We start from the raw sequence: 15,961 nt of genomic DNA, 5'->3' as shown, positions 1-15,961 counted from the left end.
CGGGTGGCGCGCGTCGTGACGGAACCTGGTCCGTGAGCCGCGTGACACCCCGAGCAGGCGGTGGATCACCAGTCTTGTCAGCCGTTGAGGATCTCCATAGAGCCGGTAGAGCTAATAACTCAAATCCGTGTTAAGATCACTTGATAGCACGGAGTTTTAATAATTTGACCATCGTTCCCTGTTCCGAGTGGTATCCATCGGCTCAAGCAAATGACCCTCCTAACTTGGTACTCTAAGGGCATAATTAAACATCTAAGTGAGAATGGCGACGAACGAGAAGGATTCATCGGGATACGCCTCAGAGGCTCTATTGAAGCCCTTACCAACGATACAAATGAGGTGCTGGATATAGAGGTAGTAGTCAGCAAGACGGCGCATTAACTGGAATCGGATTAGATATTTATATTCTTACCGATATGACGGTATATGGTTCGGTGTGAGTACTGTTGGGACGAAGGAGTTCGGTTTCGCTGTAACTGGTGTGGTGGAGTGTATTGTGGTAATCATCGGCTCCCTGAAAAACATGGTTGTGACGGGAGCCCACACGAATTTCAGAAAAATGAAAGGAGATCTGTTGAGCCAATTGACTCAAATTCAATTGGACGTACCGGGAAGCGGCCAGCTAGCGACTTCGGCGAATCATCACCCGATGTAGCGCCAGATGGATCAATTGTGCAAGACGGGGAAGACATGGATTCGAAAAATAAAGACGGCGACCAGAATTCATCACTAATTGATAGACTATTATTTTGGCGCTGACCGGTAGTATGTTCCCGCACCGAATTAGCGCCCTGTATCACCAAACTCTTACCATATTATTTCTCTATTATACACATAAAAATATATAGCAATTGGTACCAATTTTACTTTTTATCATGTTCATCATCACCGACAGGCTCGCGACGCCGACGACCAACGCGATGACGAGTCTGACCGGCAGGCCTTCGATACCACGCGTATCCGATTTGAACCGCTGTGTCCCTCGCATGGGCCGTCTGGTCCCGTGTTGCTATATAAATCCCTCCCTGCCAGTCGGGGGCGGTGGTAAATTAAGCGCGAGGCGGTCGGTGTTTCGAGTGGTCTATGGTCGAAATAGATCGCCCCAATCGCGATGCCGTTTGGATCGATCTAGGATCCGTTGAGCGAGAGCGGACACGCGAACAGATAATCGAACTCGACATTCAGCTGTATTTGGCTTATATATAAATTAACTATAGTAAATAGTTTATTGATATATTTGGTATCAGTCGACGGTAGACCGCCATTCGCTATTCGGTATAGAAAGCTGAGATACAGCCGAGCCGTGATGCCGAGCCGACTCACGCCGTGCTCGATAAGAGGGTGGTCCAACTCACCGATGAGCGCCGTTGGCTGTACGCTACCGTCGATCCCGGGGCGAATACATTTCTTCTGTACGCTCTTTTCGACGCGAACGACGCAGCTTACAGTGCCGATTCTCCGTGAACTCGGACAGAACGAACCGACTATCCAAGCGACGAGCCTCGTGGATGATGCGCGCCACCTGAAGGCCACACTGTCGCGTCTCGGCCTCCGATTTAACACCCCTCGCTACGGAAATTGAGACGCCGTCAGACACATCATTAATAAAGTAAAACGCTATATATACTTCTATCCAAACATATTTGGCTACGCCAAACCAACGACCGCCGAGCGGTGGCTGCGAGCCTTCGCCGTCTGGTGGACTCATGCCTGCGTTAATACGACCCCAGTCGGGAACCGCAAGGCATCTGTGGCTTTCGCCTGAGACCTCGGTATGCAACGACGCGCAGCCCTCCTCGTCGCGTTGGGCGGGTTCGCGGGTGCGCTGAGTCGCCACGCCGTCACGATCGCCCTGCCGGAGCCGTTCCCGTGGGGGACGCTCGCCGTCAACGTCGTCGGCGCGTTCGCGCTCGGCCTGTTCGTCTACGGGACGCGAGAACGCTGGCGCGCGTCGGACGCGACACGGCTCGTCGTCTCCACCGGGTTCATGTCCTCGTTCACGACGTACAGCACCTTCGCAAGCGAGACCGCCGTGCTCGAACCGACCCTGGCTGCGGCAAACGTCGTCGGCAACTACGCACTCGGATTCTCGGCCGTCCTGCTCGCCCGTGAGGTGGTCCGGTGGCGCTCGTGAGCGCGCTCGCGGTCGGCGTCGGCGGTGCGATCGGCGCCGTCACCCGATACGCCGTGAGCCTCGCGGTCGAACGTCGGAGCCTCGACACCTTTGTGGTCAACGTCTCGGGGAGTCTCCTCATCGGCGTCGTACTCGGCTCCGACATCGGCGGCCCCATCGCCCTCGGGCTCGCGGTCGGCTTTTGCGGCGCGTTCACGACCTTTTCATCGTTCGCCGTCGAGACGGTCCGACTCGCGGAGGATGAATACCGCGTTGCAGCGGTGTTCTACGCCGTCGGCACGCTCGTCGCCGCGCTCGTCGCCGTACTCGCTGGATTCGCGGTCGCTGGTTCGAATGCCGTCTGATCGACGTTGGTGGAACCCTGAAATGCAGCAACGTTCTTGGGATTTGAACGATGGGCGTAACTAGCCCATCAAAGAGCGCGAGCTAAAGATCCGGGAAGATCGAGCGGATGATACCCTTGACAGTCAGATCATCTGCCTAATTAAGTAGCGTCCCCTGAGCTGGAATGATTCGACGCCGATCTTGAGACCACTAGCCTCAGCGGCTTACCCGCCGATTTACGAAGATCGAGGAGAAAGCCTCGCCCTTCGGGGCGGGGAGGATGTCAAGTTCTGCCCGTCTGCGTAAACACCGCTATCCAACGGAGCAAGAGTATCCGATTCCCACACCCGTTTTCGATCCTTGGGGGCTCATTTGTCCCATACCGAGTGCATCTCGTATCTAAGAGCTGGAGGTCCCGGCACTCACGACTCACAATCCATCCACAGTGAATCGTTTATCGGTCTCTCGAACACGCGTGATCCGTTATCGATCGTCCACAAAGGGATGCGCTCGGCAACTATCGATCGTCCACAAAGGGACGCGCTCGGCAACTCCTCGGTACGGACGTTCGCGATATCGTTCGACGAGCGCGTGGGCGTACCGAGGTGTTCGACAGGCCTCACACTTGTAACGCTGTGGCTCCTTCGGCTAGGTGATGAATCGAACTGACGGAAGCGACCAGCGATCGTCTTCTGTCGTGTTGTACGGTGGGAAAGGCGGTGTCGGAAAAACTACCTGTGCGGCGGCACATGCACTCGCGCTCTCGACGAGAGAGTCTGGCGCGAAGACGCTCGTCGTCTCCACGGACCCGGCTCACTCTCTCGGTGATGCGTTCGAGCACGATCTCGATGGTGAGCCGACGGCCGTAACCGACTCGCTGTTCGCGGTCGAGGTCGACCCTCAGACTGGGCAGGAAGTGTATCGGTCAGTCGTCGAAGCGCTCGCCGACGAGTTCCGAGACGTAGGATTGCGGTTAGAGGAAGGCGATCTCGAACGCCTCTTCGAGGCGGGACTGATTCCGGGGGGTGACGAAGTAGCTGCGTTGGAGTACATCGCCCGCTACACTTCGGCGGGATACGACAACGTCGTCTTCGACACCGCGCCGACCGGCCACACGCTTCGGCTACTCGATCTTCCCGAAGTCCTCGACGAGACGCTCGGCGTGGCTGGCGAGGTACAACGGCGCGTTCGACGGACGGCCAAGACAGCACGGAGCATGGTATTCGGGCCCGCAGCGTACTGGGGCGGTCGCGACGAATCCGACGATATCGCGTCGCTTCGCGAACGTATCGGCGTGGTGGGAGAGCTTATTCGCGACCCGACCCACACTCGCTTTCGAGTCGTGCTCACGCCCGAACGGATGGCGATCGCCGAAACCGAGCGCCTCGTCTCCCGACTCGACGACGTGTCCGTCCCGGTCGACTCCCTCGTCCTGAACCGGTTTTTCCAGAACGATCACCAGTGCCAGTGCGACAGGTGTCAGCGCGACGCCAAGCGCCACACGAGGCGCCTACAGGACATAGAAGATCGATTCGCCGTCCCGACCAGGGTCGTTCCACAGTTTGAAAGCGAGGTACAGGGTCTGGATACACTTTCCGAACTCGGTCCGTATCTGCTCTCGGAACGTAACGATCGGACGCACAGGCATTCACCGTAGTCGGCGAAGGTGCCAGTCAACGAAACGGCGTCCCGTTTCCCCCTGTTTCGGAGCGCTTGGCGTTCGTCCTGCCGTTAATGGCGGTCGAGTGCCAATCGAGAAATCCCGCGAGCAGGAGGTTTTCCCGGGGGTCCTCGAGTCCACTCGCTCCAACAATCCGGACTCCGAACGGGTGTGACCCGCCACGAATTCTCGTATCCGATCGGACATTTCGGCGGCTACGGTGGATGTTGGCTCGGCACCGTTCTCAAATCCGCGCCCGCTCGTCGGATGTGACTCTCCCCCGGACCAATATCCACTGTGGCCACAACTCGGTAGCCCAAGAGACGCCGTCTACCTGTGAAATGCGAAGGCCTCTGCACTCATACGTGGTGTCCGAGGTCGTCCAGGAAGGACCTGGAGGGCTGTCCGATCTTCAATCCGCACTGACGCGCTGCATCTCTATCTCGAAATCGCGGCCGGTCATCTCGTCGGCGGTTCGTTTCAATTCACGCCGCAATCGCTCGAACTCCGCCGTCAGCTCCCCGTACGCGACGATCGTCTCAAGCTCGCGGCGGCTCTTTTCGGTTTGGAGCGCGGCGCGCTTCGACGCCAGCGAAAAGAACTCTTGGAGTTTCTCGTCGTACTCCGTCCGGGTCATGAGCGAGCCGACGACGGTCGTGATATCCCGGCGCTCGACCGGTTTGACCACGTACTCGTCGAAGCCCATCTCGATGATCCCGAAATCGGGTTCGACCGCCGTGACGATCGCCACCCGGCAGTTGTACCCCTCCTCGCGAACGTGCCGTAACACGCCGTCTCCCGACAGGCGCGGCATCAGCCGGTCGACCAGCGCCACGTCAACGCGGGCGTCTATCGCTTCGACGGCCTCCGGACCCCCGTACGCCGTCTCGACGTCGTACCCGTCGCGGAGCCACGTGGCGTACAGATCCGCGAGCCGGCTGTCGTCGTCGACGACCAGAACCGTCGGCGTTCCGTCGGTCATACGCTCCCCATGCGACACTATACCCTCACGGGATACATATGGGCTCGCGGTCTTTACGCAGTCGAAACGAGACGCCTTTTTAATTAAGCAGGTCGACTGCCGTCCGATCAGGCCGCGCGGCGCTCTTTGGCCTTCGGCCGGAGGTTCTTGTATCCGCACTTTCGACAGCTTTCGGCGCGTTCCGGGTTCCGTGCGTTACAGCGCATACAGATCATCTTGTCGAGAATGCGCTTTTCTGCTTCCTCGAAGCTAGCCATACACGACGCGAGACGGCCCTCGCGGATAAACCTAACCGTTCGGGGTCGCTGCGGGTCGATCCCGTCCCCGGCCGGTTCGGACCGGTCAGTCGCCGTGTGCGCCGACCCTTCGGCCTCGACGGCGGGTCGCGACGAACAAAGCCTTTAGTCTTGACCGTTTAGAGACGGCAAATGGTACTCGACGACCTGGGCAGTTCCCTCCGGGGAACGCTCGACAAACTACAGGGGAAGACGACCCTCTCGGAGGACGACGTCGAGGAGATCGTCAAGGAGATCCAGCGATCGCTCCTCTCGGCCGACGTCGACGTCTCGCTCGTCATGGGCCTCTCGGATTCGATCCGGGAGCGCGCCCTCGACGAGGAGCCGCCGGCCGGGACGACCGCCCGCGACCACGTCCTCAAGATCGTCTACGAGGAGATGGTCGAACTGGTCGGCGACTCGACTGACCTCCCGCTCGAAGAACAGACGGTCGTCCTCGCCGGACTGCAGGGCTCTGGGAAGACGACCACCGCCGCGAAGATGGCGTGGTGGTTCTCGAAGAAGGGCCTCCGCCCGGCTGTCATTCAGACGGACACGTTCCGCCCCGGCGCCTACGAACAGGCCAAGGAGATGTGCGAACGCGCCGAGGTCGACTTCTACGGCGATCCCGACAACGACGATCCCGTCGACATCGCCCGAAAGGGGCTCGAAGCGACCGCCGACGCCGACGTTCACATCGTCGATACGGCCGGTCGGCACGCCCTCGAGGACGTGTTGATCGACGAACTCGAGCAGATCGAGTCGGTGGTCGATCCCGATCGGAACCTGCTCGTCCTCGACGCCGCGATCGGGCAGGGCGCGAAGGATCAAGCCGAGCGGTTCCACGACGCGGTCGGCATCGACGGCGTCGTCATCACGAAACTCGACGGGACGGCGAAGGGTGGTGGGGCGCTCGCGGCGGTCGATCAGACCGGGTCCTCGATCGCGTTCCTCGGGACCGGCGAGGAAGTAAAAGACATAGAGCGGTTCGAGCCGTCGGGGTTCATCTCCCGGCTGCTCGGGATGGACGATCTCAAACAGCTCTCCGAGCGCGTCGAGCGCGCGATGGCCGAAACGCAGGCCGAGGAGGACTGGGATCCCGAGGACCTGATGAAAGGGGAGTTCACCCTGAACGACATGCGAAAGCAGATGAACGCGATGAACCGGATGGGGCCGCTCGATCAGGTGCTCGACATGATTCCCGGCCTCGGCGGCGGGATCAAGGACCAACTCCCCGACGACGCGATGGACGTGACGCAGGATCGACTGCGGAGCTTCGAGGTGATCATGGACTCGATGACCGACGACGAACTCGAACATCCGCGATCGATCGGTCAAAGCCAGATCGAACGCATCGCGCGCGGCTCGGGCAAGGACGAGGAGACGGTCCGGGAACTGCTCGAACAGCACAAGATGATGAGCCGGATGATGAAGCAGTTCCAGGGGATCGGCGACGGCGACATGCAGCGGATGATGAAGCAGATGCAGGGTGGCGGTGGTGGCGGCGGTCTCGGCGGGCTGGGGCCGTTCGGGGACTAACACGAATCGTTGGTTCGTCGGCCGTCGCCGATCCATACCGGCTATGGCCGGTATATCGTTACACGACCCGTACAGGCCGTTCTGCGACTCCGGTCGATCGACGGTCGTTCGGCGGTCGATCCGCCTCCTCTAAGTCGTGTCAGCGGCACGGTCGCCCGCCAACTGAGTCTTTTTTCGAGACGTTCTCCCAAACCGTTATATCTCCGGCCGCTGAGTAAAATGTAGGGGATGTCGACCGAGAACGCCACGATTTTAGCCGTCGACGACGAGCGCGAACTCGTCGAAATCTACCGAACGTGGTTCGACGGAATATACTCCGTTCGGACGGCGTACGGGGGTCGCGAAGCTCTCTCTGCCTTCGACGAGTCGATCGATCTCGTGTTGCTCGACCGGCGAATGCCCGGCACGTCGGGCGACGACGTCCTCGAAGCGCTCCGCGAGGACGGCCACGACGTGCCGGTCGTGATGGTGACCGCCGTCGAACCCGAAGAGGGGATGATCGAACTCCCGTTCGACGAGTACGTGCTCAAACCGATCGATCGGACGAACCTGCTCGAAGCGGTCGATCGCGCGCTGACTCACGCCGCCGATGACACCGCGAGCGACGTGCTCGATGCGCTCGGCGACGAGAAGACGCGGCGCTGCTATCGTGTCCTCAACGGCGACGAAAAAAGCGCCCGCGAAGTCGCGGACGTGACCGGCTACTCCCTGCCGACGGTGTATCGCCGGCTCAACACCCTCCGACAGGCCTGCCTCATCGATAGCCGGACGACGATCGACCCCGGCGGCGACCACTACGAAGCGTTCACGGCGATCACGGAACGGATCACCGTCGAACTCGACGGGTTCACCGTCCAGCGCGAGCCGGTAAGCGAGCACAGGATCTGATCGATTTCCCGGCTATCGGTCGCGGTTAGCAACACCAATAAAACGCCTGAAACCCTACGTCAAGTAGTGAAGCGCCTCCACCTCCTCGTCGTCTGTACGCTCCTCCTCGTCGTCACCGCCCCCGTCGCCGTTCCGGCAGCCGCGGACGTCCCCGACGCCCGGCTCGTCGTCTCGGACCTGACGGTGACACCGGCCGCCCCGGAACCGGGCAACACGACCACCGTCGAGTTCACCGTCTCGAACTCCGCCGGAAGCGCGACCGGCGTAGACGTAGACCGCGTCGCCATTCGAAATCGGACCGACGGCACGGTTCACGCCGAAGCGTCGCGGCTCGGTTCGCTTTCGATCGGTGACGACGTGACGCTCGAACTCTCGACTGCCTTCGAGGAAGCCGGCGTCAAAGATCTCGAACTCTTCATCGAGACCGAAGACGAGGACGGGGAGACGGTGACGGTCACCCGTCCGTTCACGGTCGTCGTCGGCGGCGTCGATGCGACCGGCATCACTGACGACGTACAGGTCGATGCCCGGACGGTTCTCCCTTCGGAACTCGACGAGGACGACCAGGTCAACGTCGACCTCGGAGCCGACGCCAGCGGTCTGTTGGGCGGCGACAGCGAGGACGACGACGAGGAGCTCCGGACGCCGCTCGTCCGCGTCGAGGTGACGAACTTCGGGACGGCGACCGCCCGAGACGTGGTCGTCGAGCCCTCGACGGAGAACGAATCGCTCGCCCGTATCGCCGTCGGCGACGTCGAACCTGGGACGGCAGAGAGCGTCTTTTTGGACGCGGGCGATTTCGACGAACTGACCACGTTCGAGTTCGAGGCGACCTACACGCTCGGCACCGAGCGGAACGCGAGCGATACGACGCTTGCGTACCGCCCGAATCGCGGAGAGGTCGTCCTGACCGACGTGGACATGACCCTCGAGGACGGGACGGTGACCGTGACCGGTAACGCCGCGAACCCCGGACTGGGTGCGGTCAACGGCGCGATCGTCTCGATCGGCGAAACCGAGCACGTCGCCCCGGCCTATCCGGCCCGCGAGTACTTCGTCGGGACGATTCCCGAAAGCGAGTTCGTGCGGTTCGATCTGACGGCCGACGTCGATCACGCGAACGCGACGACGGTGCCGGTGACTGTCACCTATCTCGCTGACGGCGATCCGTACGAGCGGACCCTCGAACTGGAGTACGACGCCCGAACCGAATCCGACGAATCGGACGGCGGCTCCGGCGTCCCGCTGTCGGTCGTCGCGGTGGCCGTCGGTTCGGTGGTGCTCATCGGTGGGGTGGCACTCGGCTGGAGGCGACTCCGTGGCCGCGATTGAGCTGATCGACGTTACCCGTCGGTACGACGGGGGCGGCGAGACCGTCGTCGCGCTCGATTCGGTGTCGATGTCTGTCGATCACGGCTCGTTCGTCGCGATCATGGGACCCAGCGGGAGCGGTAAATCGACGCTTCTGAACGTTATCGGCCTCCTCGATTCGCCGGACGAGGGGCGGGTCTGGGTCAACGGCGAAGACGTAACCGATATCGCCATCGACGAGCGAACCCGGCTTCGAAAGGAGACGATCGGCTTCGTCTTTCAGGACTTTCATCTCATTCCGACGCTTTCAGCGCTCGAAAACGTCGTCATGCCGACGATCTTCGACGCGGAGCCGAAACGCGAACGGGCTGCCGATCTGCTCGAGCGGGTCGGGCTGGGCGATCGAGTCGAACACCTCCCCGACGAGCTCAGCGGCGGGCAAAAACAGCGCGTCGCGATCGCCAGAGCGCTGATCAACAGCCCGACGATCGTGCTGGCCGACGAGCCGACGGGAAACCTCGATCGAGATACCGGCGAACGGATCCTCGAGGAGTTGACGGCCGTCACGGGCGACGGCGTCAGCGTCGTCGCCGTCACGCACGATCCGGCCGTCGCAGCCTACGCCGATCGGACGATCGAACTTCGCGACGGGGTGATAACGTGACCCGGCTTCCGGCACTCTTCGTCGCGCGCCGCAACCTCTCGAGAAACCGGCTGCGATCGGCTCTCGCCGCGCTCGGTATCTTGGTCGGCGTCGTCGCCATCGCCTCGCTTGGCATCTTCGGCAACGTGCTTGCGGTCGGGGCCGATGACGCCCTCGGAGACATCGGTACCCAGGTGATCGTCACGCCGAACGCCGACGCCGGAATCGGCTCGATCGACGAAGGCACGGTGACCGAAATCGAGCGCGTGACGACCGAAGGAACCGTCGTTCCCCTTCGGACCGACGGCGGGCTCGTTCGCCGCGGCGGTGAGTCGGCCGCGGCGACGATCTACGGGATCGAGAACCCAAATTCCGTCTACACCGCGGCCGATGGTCGGCTCCCCGACCGACATCGGCAAGGGGCGATCGTCGGCGCGGATCTCGCCGACGCGCTCGGCGTTCGGGTCGGCGACAACGTCGCCGTCGCGGGCGACACGTACCGCGTAATCGCCGTCTTGGAGCCGATCGAGGCGTTTACGCCCGTCTCGCCGAACGACGCCGTCATGCTCCCCGAAGACGAGGTCGGCGGCGATGGTTACCAGCAGGTCGTTATCCAGACCGAGACGGGGGCCGCCGCGACGTCGAGTGCGGCCGCGATCGAGGCGACGGTCAACGACCGCGAGGCGGTCGTCGACGTCTTCGAACTCTCCTCTATCCTCGAGGAGATCGACGCGTTCTTTTCGCTTCTGTCGGCGTTTCTGGTCGGTCTCGGAGGGATATCGCTTTTCGTCGCCGGGGTGAGTATCCTGAACGTGATGCTGATGAGCGCCGTCGAGCGCCGCGAGGAGATCGGCGTCCTGCGCGCGGTCGGCGTGAGCCGGCGTGCGATCCTCAGGACGATGCTGTTCGAGGCGGCGCTTTTGGGCGTCGTCGGGGCGACGGGCGGCGTTCTCGTCACCACGCTACTCGTTGCGGGGCTGTATCTGGCGACACCGGTCGAACTGTGGATCGTTCTCGACCCGACGAACGCGCTGTACCTGCTCGGCGCGTTCGCTTTCGGGATCCTGATCAGCGTCGTCAGCGGGCTCTATCCGGCTTGGCAGGCGGCCAACGAGCGTCCCGTCGACGCGCTTCGGGGCTGAGTGCCCACCTCGTTTTTAACCCCGGCCGTCGTCTGACCGATAACATATGGTCGTGGGAGACATTTCGACTGGAACTGAGGTACTGGTGATCGGTGGCGGGCCGGGTGGGTACGTGGCGGCGATCCGCGGCGGGCAATTGGGTCTCGATGTGACGCTCGTGGAGGCTGATGCGTACGGTGGCACGTGTCTGAACGACGGGTGTATCCCATCGAAGGCGCTCATCCACGTGAGCGATCTGGCCCACGAGGTCGAACACGCCGAGTCGATGGGGTTGCACGCCCGCGCCGACGTGGACATGCAGGGGCTCGTCGGCTGGAAGAACGGCGTGGTCGACCAACTCACCAGCGGCGTCGAGAAGCTCTGTACGGCCAACGGGGTCAATCTCATCTCGGGCCGAGCGGAGTTCGCCAACGAGCACACCGCGCGGGTCGTCCACGGGGGCGACGGGCAGGGCAGCGAGTCGATCGAGTTCGAACACGCGGTCGTCGCGACGGGGAGTCGGCCGATCGAGCTGCCCGGGCTCGAGTTCGACGGTGAACGGATTCTCTCTTCGAGCGACGTGCTCGCGCTGGATTCGCTGCCCGAGTCGCTGCTCGTCGTCGGCGGGGGGTACATCGGGATGGAGCTGTCGACGATGCTGGCGAAACTCGGCTGCGACGTGACGGTCGTCGAGATGCTCGACGACATCTTGCCGGGATACGACGAGGACATCACTCGACTTACCCGCAAACGCGCCGAGGCGTTGGGAATCGACTTCCACTTCGGCGAGGCCGCTCAAGGCTGGGAGGAGGTCGCCGCGGCCGCACGGGTGACGACCGAGACGGAGGACGGCGAGCAGAGCGAGTACACGGCCGAACGCGTGCTCGTGGCGGTGGGTCGCCAGCCCGCCTCGGACACCTGCGCCGTCGAGGCAGCGGGGATCGAGTCGACCGAGCGGGGCGTCATCGAGACGGACGATGCGACCCGGACGACCGTCGAGCACATTCACGCGGTCGGCGACGTGGCTGGGGAACCGATGTTGGCGCACAAGGCGTATCGGGAGGGCCACGTCGCCGCGGAGGTGATCGCGGGCGAGCCGTCGCGGCTGGATTACCAGGCGATCCCGGCGGCGGTGTTCACCGATCCGGAGATCGGGACCGTGGGATTGAGCGCCGAGGAGGCCGAGGCGGAGGGGTTCGAGCCGGTCGTCGGTGAGATGCGGTTGACGGGATCGGGACGAGCGCTGACGCTCGGTCACACCGAGGGGTTCGTGCGGGTCATCGCGGACGCGGAGACGGAGTTCGTGCTGGGCGGACGGATCGTCGCGCCCGATGCGTCGGAGCTGATCGCCGAGATCGGGCTCGCGATCGAAATGGGCGCCCGCCTGGAGGACGTCGCGGCGACGATTCACACGCATCCGACGCTGTCGGAGGCGGTCGGGGAGGCGGCAGCAAACGCGCGTGGCGAGGCGATCCACACGCTCAACCGATAGAAAAACACCCACGGTCCGACTCGAAACGGCTTCGTATGCGTCCCCGCAGACGAACCCCCCCTCAAGACGCTCGTCGGCGTCGGCTACTGGCAGCGTCGCCGCATCCGTCGTCGAGACGATCTCGCCGCGATCCGGACCGCACTCGCCGTCGAGCGTCCGGCGATCGAGCCGGCGCTGTCGGTCACCACGGATCCCGATCGAGGTCACCGCCGTCCACGCGTTGCTCCCGATACGGGGGACGCCCGCGAGTTGACCGATACCCAGCGCGAGGCGCTGGTGTTGGCCCACGAACGCGGCCACTTCGATGTTCCGCGTGACACATCGCTCGAAGAGACCGCCGAGGGACTCGGAATCACCCAGCAGTCGCTTTCGTCCGGCCCAAACGCGGCCATCGACGGCTCATCGCGGGGACGCTCATGGACCAGTCTCCCCGACCGAATCGACCGACTCCCGTTTAGAGTCGTTCGAGTACCATCGAGCGTCCGAAACCCGTCGATCCAGATCTGATTACGAGCGAACTGAACTCGCTCCTTCGGCGGGCGTACAACGACGACATCGACGTCGAAGGTGGATGGGACTGTCGCAACGGTGCCGAACCCCCCGACTGGGACGTGATCATCACCGAAGTGAAAAACAACGACGAGTCCGTCGAACGAACCCACTAACCGCCACCGCGACGCGTCACCCCACTCCTTTTAAACGCCCGTGGCCTACGCGTCGCCGATGAGAGCCCTCACGCTCGGCCCGGAAGGAACGTACTCCCATCGCGCGACGAAATCCATCACCGACGACATCGAGTTCGTCGAGTCCGTGACGGGAATCGTCGAGGGCGTCGCCGGCGGCGAGTACGAACGCGGCGTCGTGCCGATCGAAAACAGCATCGAGGGGTCGGTCACCGAATCGCTCGACGCGTTGGCGGACAGAAACGTCGCGATCGTCCGCGAGATCGTCACGCCGATCCAACACGCCCTGCTCGCGCAGGCGAGCGAGTTCGAGGCGGTTGCGAGCCACCCGCAGGCGCTCGCGCAGTGCCGTGGTTTCCTGAGCGAAGAGTATCCGAGCGCGAAGACCGAAGCCGTGGCCTCGACGGCCCGCGGCGTCGAGCGCGCTCGTGACGATTCGAACGTCGCGGCGATCGCACATCCCGCCACGGCGAGCGACGACCTGCAGGTGCTCGCCCGCGACATCCAAGACAGCACGTCGAACGCGACTCGGTTCGTGGTGCTCGCCCCAGAAACCGAGCGCTCCGACGCGGGCGGCAAGAGCACAGTGATCGTCTACCCGAACACGAACTTCCCCGGCCTGCTCCTCGAGATGCTCGAACCGTTCGCCGAGCGGGACATCAACCTCTCGCGGGTCGAGTCGCGCCCGAGCGGCGAGCGCCTCGGTGATTACATCTTCCACTTCGACTTCGCGGCCGGACTCTACGAGGAACGCGCACAGGAGGCCATCGACGAGCTTCGCGAAATCGCCACGCACGGCTGGGTTCGCGTGCTCGGTTCCTACGACACCGAACACGTGTTGTGACCGTGTCCACGTCCTCGCGCAGCGCTCCGGCCGGTCGTTTGCATAGCGATTCCGTCACCTTCGCCGGAACTTCCTATCGCTCGACGACGCTGGGCACCGTTTGGCAAGGGTTTTTGAATACGGCCGACCAATAAGGGGGCACGAGCAGTTTCCGGGCCGAACGGGAGGCGACCCGGATAGCCACCGCCGTCTGATTTGACAATCCTTAAATCCTCCCCGCGTATAACAAACTGTAGTATCTCGTGACAGCTTCTTTCCCCGGCCAGCCAAACACATGGTAGACGTAAGCCAACACAACCTGGTTCCGGAGCACACTGTCCTCGACCGCGAAACTGTCGAGGACGTGCTCGCGGAGTACGACGTCCGTCGAACAGACTTACCGAAAATACAGCGCCGCGACGCCGCCCTCCCAGAGGACGCGGAAGTCGGCGACGTGGTGAAGATCGTTCGCGATTCCCGGACCACCGACGAAGCGGTGGTCTATCGATTGGTGGTAGAATGAACAGGCAAGACCGACGCGCGATCTCGCGGGAGTACTTCTCACGGGAACGACTGGCGGAGCACCACTTCCGATCGTTCAACAACTTCCTCGAACACGGCATGCAGCGGGTCGTCGACGAGAAGGAGTCGATCGAGACCGACATCGGCGACAAGGAGGGTCAAGAGCCCGTCCGCGTCGATCTCTCGAACGTCAGAGTCGTGACCCCCCGCGTCCGGGAAGCAGACGGCTCCGAGGAGTTGCTGTATCCGCAGGAGGCTCGTCTCCGAAACATCACCTATTCCGCCCCGGTCTTCATGGAGATGTCCATCGTTCGCGGCGGCGAGGAGGAAGAAGAGCACGTCGTCGACCAGGCGGAGACGAAAGTCGGACGGATGCCGATCATGGTCGGTTCGAACAAGTGCAACATCGCGGATTTCACCCAGGATGAACTCATCGAGATCGGCGAGGACCCCGCCGACCCCGGTGGTTATTTCATCGTCAACGGCTCCGAACGCGTGCTGATGACGAGCGAGGATCTCGCGCCGAACAAGATCCTCGCCGAGTACGACACGAAGTACGGCGACGAGATCCAGATCGCGAAGACGTTCTCTCAACGCCGCGGTTACCGGGCGCTCGTGCTGTGTGAACGGAACCGAAGCGGCATCCTCGAGGTGTCGTTCCCCTCCGTTTCGGGCTCGATCAACTTCGTGACGCTCGTCCGGGCGCTCGGGCTCGAATCCGACGAGGAGATCGTCCACCGCGTCTCGGAGGACCCCGAGATCGTGAAGTTCATGCTCGAAAACCTGGAGGCGGCGGAGGTCGGGTCGACCGCCGAGGCGATAGAGACGCTCGGCCAGCGCGTCGCCGCCGGGCAGGGTAAGAACTACCAGCTGAAACGCGCCAACTACGTCATCGATCGATACCTCCTGCCGCACCTTCACGAGGAGGGCATCGAGGACGAGGAGGTCCGGATGAACAAGGCGGTCTACCTCTGTCGGATGGCCGAGGCGTGTTTCGAGTTGGCGCTCGGTCGGCGCGAATCCGACGACAAGGACCACTACGCGAACAAGCGGCTGAAGGTCTCCGGCGACCTGATGAAAGACCTGTTCCGGACGGCGCTGAACAAGCTCGCTCGCGACGTGAAGTACCAGCTCGAACGGGCGAACATGCGGAACCGCCAACTCTCCGTGAGCACGGTCGTCCGCTCGGACGTGCTGACCGAGCGGCTCGAACACCCGATCGCGACCGGCAACTGGGTGGGCGGTCGCTCCGGTGTCTCCCAGCTCGTCGATCGGACCGACTACATGGGCGTGTTATCACACCTTCGACGGCTCCGATCGCCGCTCAGCCGCTCGCAACCGCACTTCGAGGCGCGGGACCTCCACGCGACTCAATGGGGTCGCATCTGTCCCTCCGAGACGCCCGAAGGACCGAACTGTGGGCTGGTCAAGAACTTCGCACAGGCGATGGAACTGTCCCAAAACGTCACCGACGAGCGCGAACTGAAGCGCGAACTCGCGTCGATGGGCGTCGAGGGGATTCCGGGAATCGAGACGATCGAAACACACACCGCGGACGACTAAC

Annotated in this window: 15 protein-coding genes and 2 pseudogenes; 14 read left to right on the top strand and 3 right to left on the bottom strand. The window is 62.6% G+C overall.

What is annotated here, in order from left to right; genetic code table 11:
- Nucleotides 1-426 precede the first annotated feature (426 nt).
- Nucleotides 427-759, top strand: coding sequence for an AN1-type zinc finger domain-containing protein (locus R6U53_RS01540; protein ID WP_410320617.1), 333 nt, complete (start codon nucleotides 427-429; stop codon nucleotides 757-759).
- Between the two features lie 112 nt (nucleotides 760-871).
- On the opposite strand, the pseudogene R6U53_RS01535 reads toward R6U53_RS01540, so the two are convergent.
- A pseudogene (locus tag R6U53_RS01535) lies at nucleotides 872-988 on the bottom strand (carboxypeptidase regulatory-like domain-containing protein); the annotation flags it as partial.
- 786 nt (nucleotides 989-1,774) lie between these two features.
- Here R6U53_RS01535 and R6U53_RS01530 point away from each other — a divergent pair.
- The 3 genes from R6U53_RS01530 to R6U53_RS01520 all read left to right on the top strand — a co-directional run bounded on the left by R6U53_RS01530 (nucleotide 1,775) and on the right by R6U53_RS01520 (nucleotide 4,115).
- Nucleotides 1,775-2,134, top strand: coding sequence for a fluoride efflux transporter FluC (locus R6U53_RS01530; protein WP_410320616.1), 360 nt, complete (start codon nucleotides 1,775-1,777; stop codon nucleotides 2,132-2,134).
- Entirely contained in the window at nucleotides 2,122-2,478 is a 357-nt protein-coding gene (locus tag R6U53_RS01525) for a fluoride efflux transporter FluC (RefSeq protein ID WP_410320615.1), read from the top strand. Before R6U53_RS01530 ends, R6U53_RS01525 begins: the two co-directional genes overlap by 13 nt.
- Before the next feature lie 635 nt (nucleotides 2,479-3,113).
- Nucleotides 3,114-4,115, top strand: a complete 1,002-nt coding sequence (locus tag R6U53_RS01520) for an ArsA family ATPase (protein ID WP_410320614.1) — start codon at nucleotides 3,114-3,116, stop codon at nucleotides 4,113-4,115.
- A 415-nt stretch (nucleotides 4,116-4,530) separates the two neighbouring features.
- Here the strand turns inward: R6U53_RS01520 and R6U53_RS01515 are convergent, their stop codons facing one another.
- Together R6U53_RS01515 and R6U53_RS01510 are read right to left on the bottom strand one after the other, a co-directional pair.
- A complete protein-coding gene (locus R6U53_RS01515; protein WP_410320613.1) occupies nucleotides 4,531-5,100 on the bottom strand; it encodes a response regulator transcription factor in 570 nt (189 codons plus the stop codon).
- Between the two features lie 107 nt (nucleotides 5,101-5,207).
- Nucleotides 5,208-5,357 carry a 50S ribosomal protein L40e gene (locus tag R6U53_RS01510; RefSeq protein ID WP_410320612.1) on the bottom strand — a complete coding sequence of 50 codons (150 nt, stop codon included), beginning with the start codon at nucleotides 5,355-5,357 and terminating at the stop codon, nucleotides 5,208-5,210.
- A gap of 171 nt (nucleotides 5,358-5,528) precedes the next feature.
- Between R6U53_RS01510 and R6U53_RS01505 the strand changes: the two genes are divergently transcribed.
- The 10 genes and pseudogenes from R6U53_RS01505 (at nucleotide 5,529) to R6U53_RS01460 (ending at nucleotide 15,960) form a co-directional block, all read left to right on the top strand.
- Entirely contained in the window at nucleotides 5,529-6,914 is a 1,386-nt protein-coding gene (locus R6U53_RS01505) for a signal recognition particle protein Srp54 (RefSeq protein ID WP_410320611.1), read from the top strand.
- A 228-nt stretch (nucleotides 6,915-7,142) separates the two neighbouring features.
- Nucleotides 7,143-7,802, top strand: coding sequence for a response regulator (locus R6U53_RS01500; protein WP_410320610.1), 660 nt, complete (start codon nucleotides 7,143-7,145; stop codon nucleotides 7,800-7,802).
- 66 nt (nucleotides 7,803-7,868) lie between these two features.
- Nucleotides 7,869-9,134, top strand: coding sequence for a hypothetical protein (locus R6U53_RS01495; protein WP_410320609.1), 1,266 nt, complete (start codon nucleotides 7,869-7,871; stop codon nucleotides 9,132-9,134).
- Complete coding sequence (locus R6U53_RS01490; RefSeq protein WP_410320608.1) at nucleotides 9,121-9,777, top strand: ABC transporter ATP-binding protein; 657 nt, start codon at nucleotides 9,121-9,123, stop codon at nucleotides 9,775-9,777. The genes R6U53_RS01495 and R6U53_RS01490 overlap by 14 nt, the downstream gene beginning before the upstream one ends.
- Entirely contained in the window at nucleotides 9,774-10,898 is a 1,125-nt protein-coding gene (locus R6U53_RS01485; protein ID WP_410320607.1) for an ABC transporter permease, read from the top strand. Before R6U53_RS01490 ends, R6U53_RS01485 begins: the two co-directional genes overlap by 4 nt.
- A 46-nt stretch (nucleotides 10,899-10,944) precedes the next feature.
- Nucleotides 10,945-12,369, top strand: coding sequence for a dihydrolipoyl dehydrogenase (gene lpdA / locus R6U53_RS01480; RefSeq protein ID WP_410320606.1), 1,425 nt, complete (start codon nucleotides 10,945-10,947; stop codon nucleotides 12,367-12,369).
- Between the two features lie 184 nt (nucleotides 12,370-12,553).
- Nucleotides 12,554-12,827, top strand: a pseudogene (locus tag R6U53_RS01475) (helix-turn-helix domain-containing protein); the annotation flags it as partial.
- A 265-nt stretch (nucleotides 12,828-13,092) separates the two neighbouring features.
- Nucleotides 13,093-13,896, top strand: coding sequence for a prephenate dehydratase (gene pheA / locus R6U53_RS01470; protein WP_410320605.1), 804 nt, complete (start codon nucleotides 13,093-13,095; stop codon nucleotides 13,894-13,896).
- 274 nt (nucleotides 13,897-14,170) lie between these two features.
- Nucleotides 14,171-14,398, top strand: a complete 228-nt coding sequence (locus R6U53_RS01465; RefSeq protein ID WP_410320604.1) for a DNA-directed RNA polymerase subunit H — start codon at nucleotides 14,171-14,173, stop codon at nucleotides 14,396-14,398.
- Complete coding sequence (locus tag R6U53_RS01460; RefSeq protein WP_410320603.1) at nucleotides 14,395-15,960, top strand: DNA-directed RNA polymerase subunit B''; 1,566 nt, start codon at nucleotides 14,395-14,397, stop codon at nucleotides 15,958-15,960. Before R6U53_RS01465 ends, R6U53_RS01460 begins: the two co-directional genes overlap by 4 nt.
- Nucleotide 15,961: the final 1 nt, after the last annotated feature.

It is taken from the genome of Natronomonas sp., assembly GCF_046483325.1.
Taxonomy (GTDB): domain Archaea; phylum Halobacteriota; class Halobacteria; order Halobacteriales; family Haloarculaceae; genus Natronomonas.
Note: the sequence above shows the minus strand (reverse complement) of the source record. Positions and strands in the feature narration are given on the sequence as shown.

Bases quoted from the DNA above. Each gene is read 5' to 3' on its own strand.
- R6U53_RS01540 (WP_410320617.1), top strand. From the start codon at position 427: ATGGTTCGGTGTGAGTACTGTTGGGACGAAGGAGTTCGGTTTCGCTGT.
- R6U53_RS01530 (WP_410320616.1), top strand. From the start codon at position 1,775: ATGCAACGACGCGCAGCCCTCCTCGTCGCGTTGGGCGGGTTCGCGGGT.
- R6U53_RS01520 (WP_410320614.1), top strand. From the start codon at position 3,114: ATGAATCGAACTGACGGAAGCGACCAGCGATCGTCTTCTGTCGTGTTG.
- R6U53_RS01515 (WP_410320613.1), bottom strand. From the start codon at position 5,100: ATGACCGACGGAACGCCGACGGTTCTGGTCGTCGACGACGACAGCCGG.
- R6U53_RS01510 (WP_410320612.1), bottom strand. From the start codon at position 5,357: ATGGCTAGCTTCGAGGAAGCAGAAAAGCGCATTCTCGACAAGATGATC.
- R6U53_RS01505 (WP_410320611.1), top strand. From the start codon at position 5,529: ATGGTACTCGACGACCTGGGCAGTTCCCTCCGGGGAACGCTCGACAAA.
- R6U53_RS01500 (WP_410320610.1), top strand. From the start codon at position 7,143: ATGTCGACCGAGAACGCCACGATTTTAGCCGTCGACGACGAGCGCGAA.
- lpdA (WP_410320606.1), top strand. From the start codon at position 10,945: ATGGTCGTGGGAGACATTTCGACTGGAACTGAGGTACTGGTGATCGGT.
- pheA (WP_410320605.1), top strand. From the start codon at position 13,093: ATGAGAGCCCTCACGCTCGGCCCGGAAGGAACGTACTCCCATCGCGCG.
- R6U53_RS01465 (WP_410320604.1), top strand. From the start codon at position 14,171: ATGGTAGACGTAAGCCAACACAACCTGGTTCCGGAGCACACTGTCCTC.
- R6U53_RS01460 (WP_410320603.1), top strand. From the start codon at position 14,395: ATGAACAGGCAAGACCGACGCGCGATCTCGCGGGAGTACTTCTCACGG.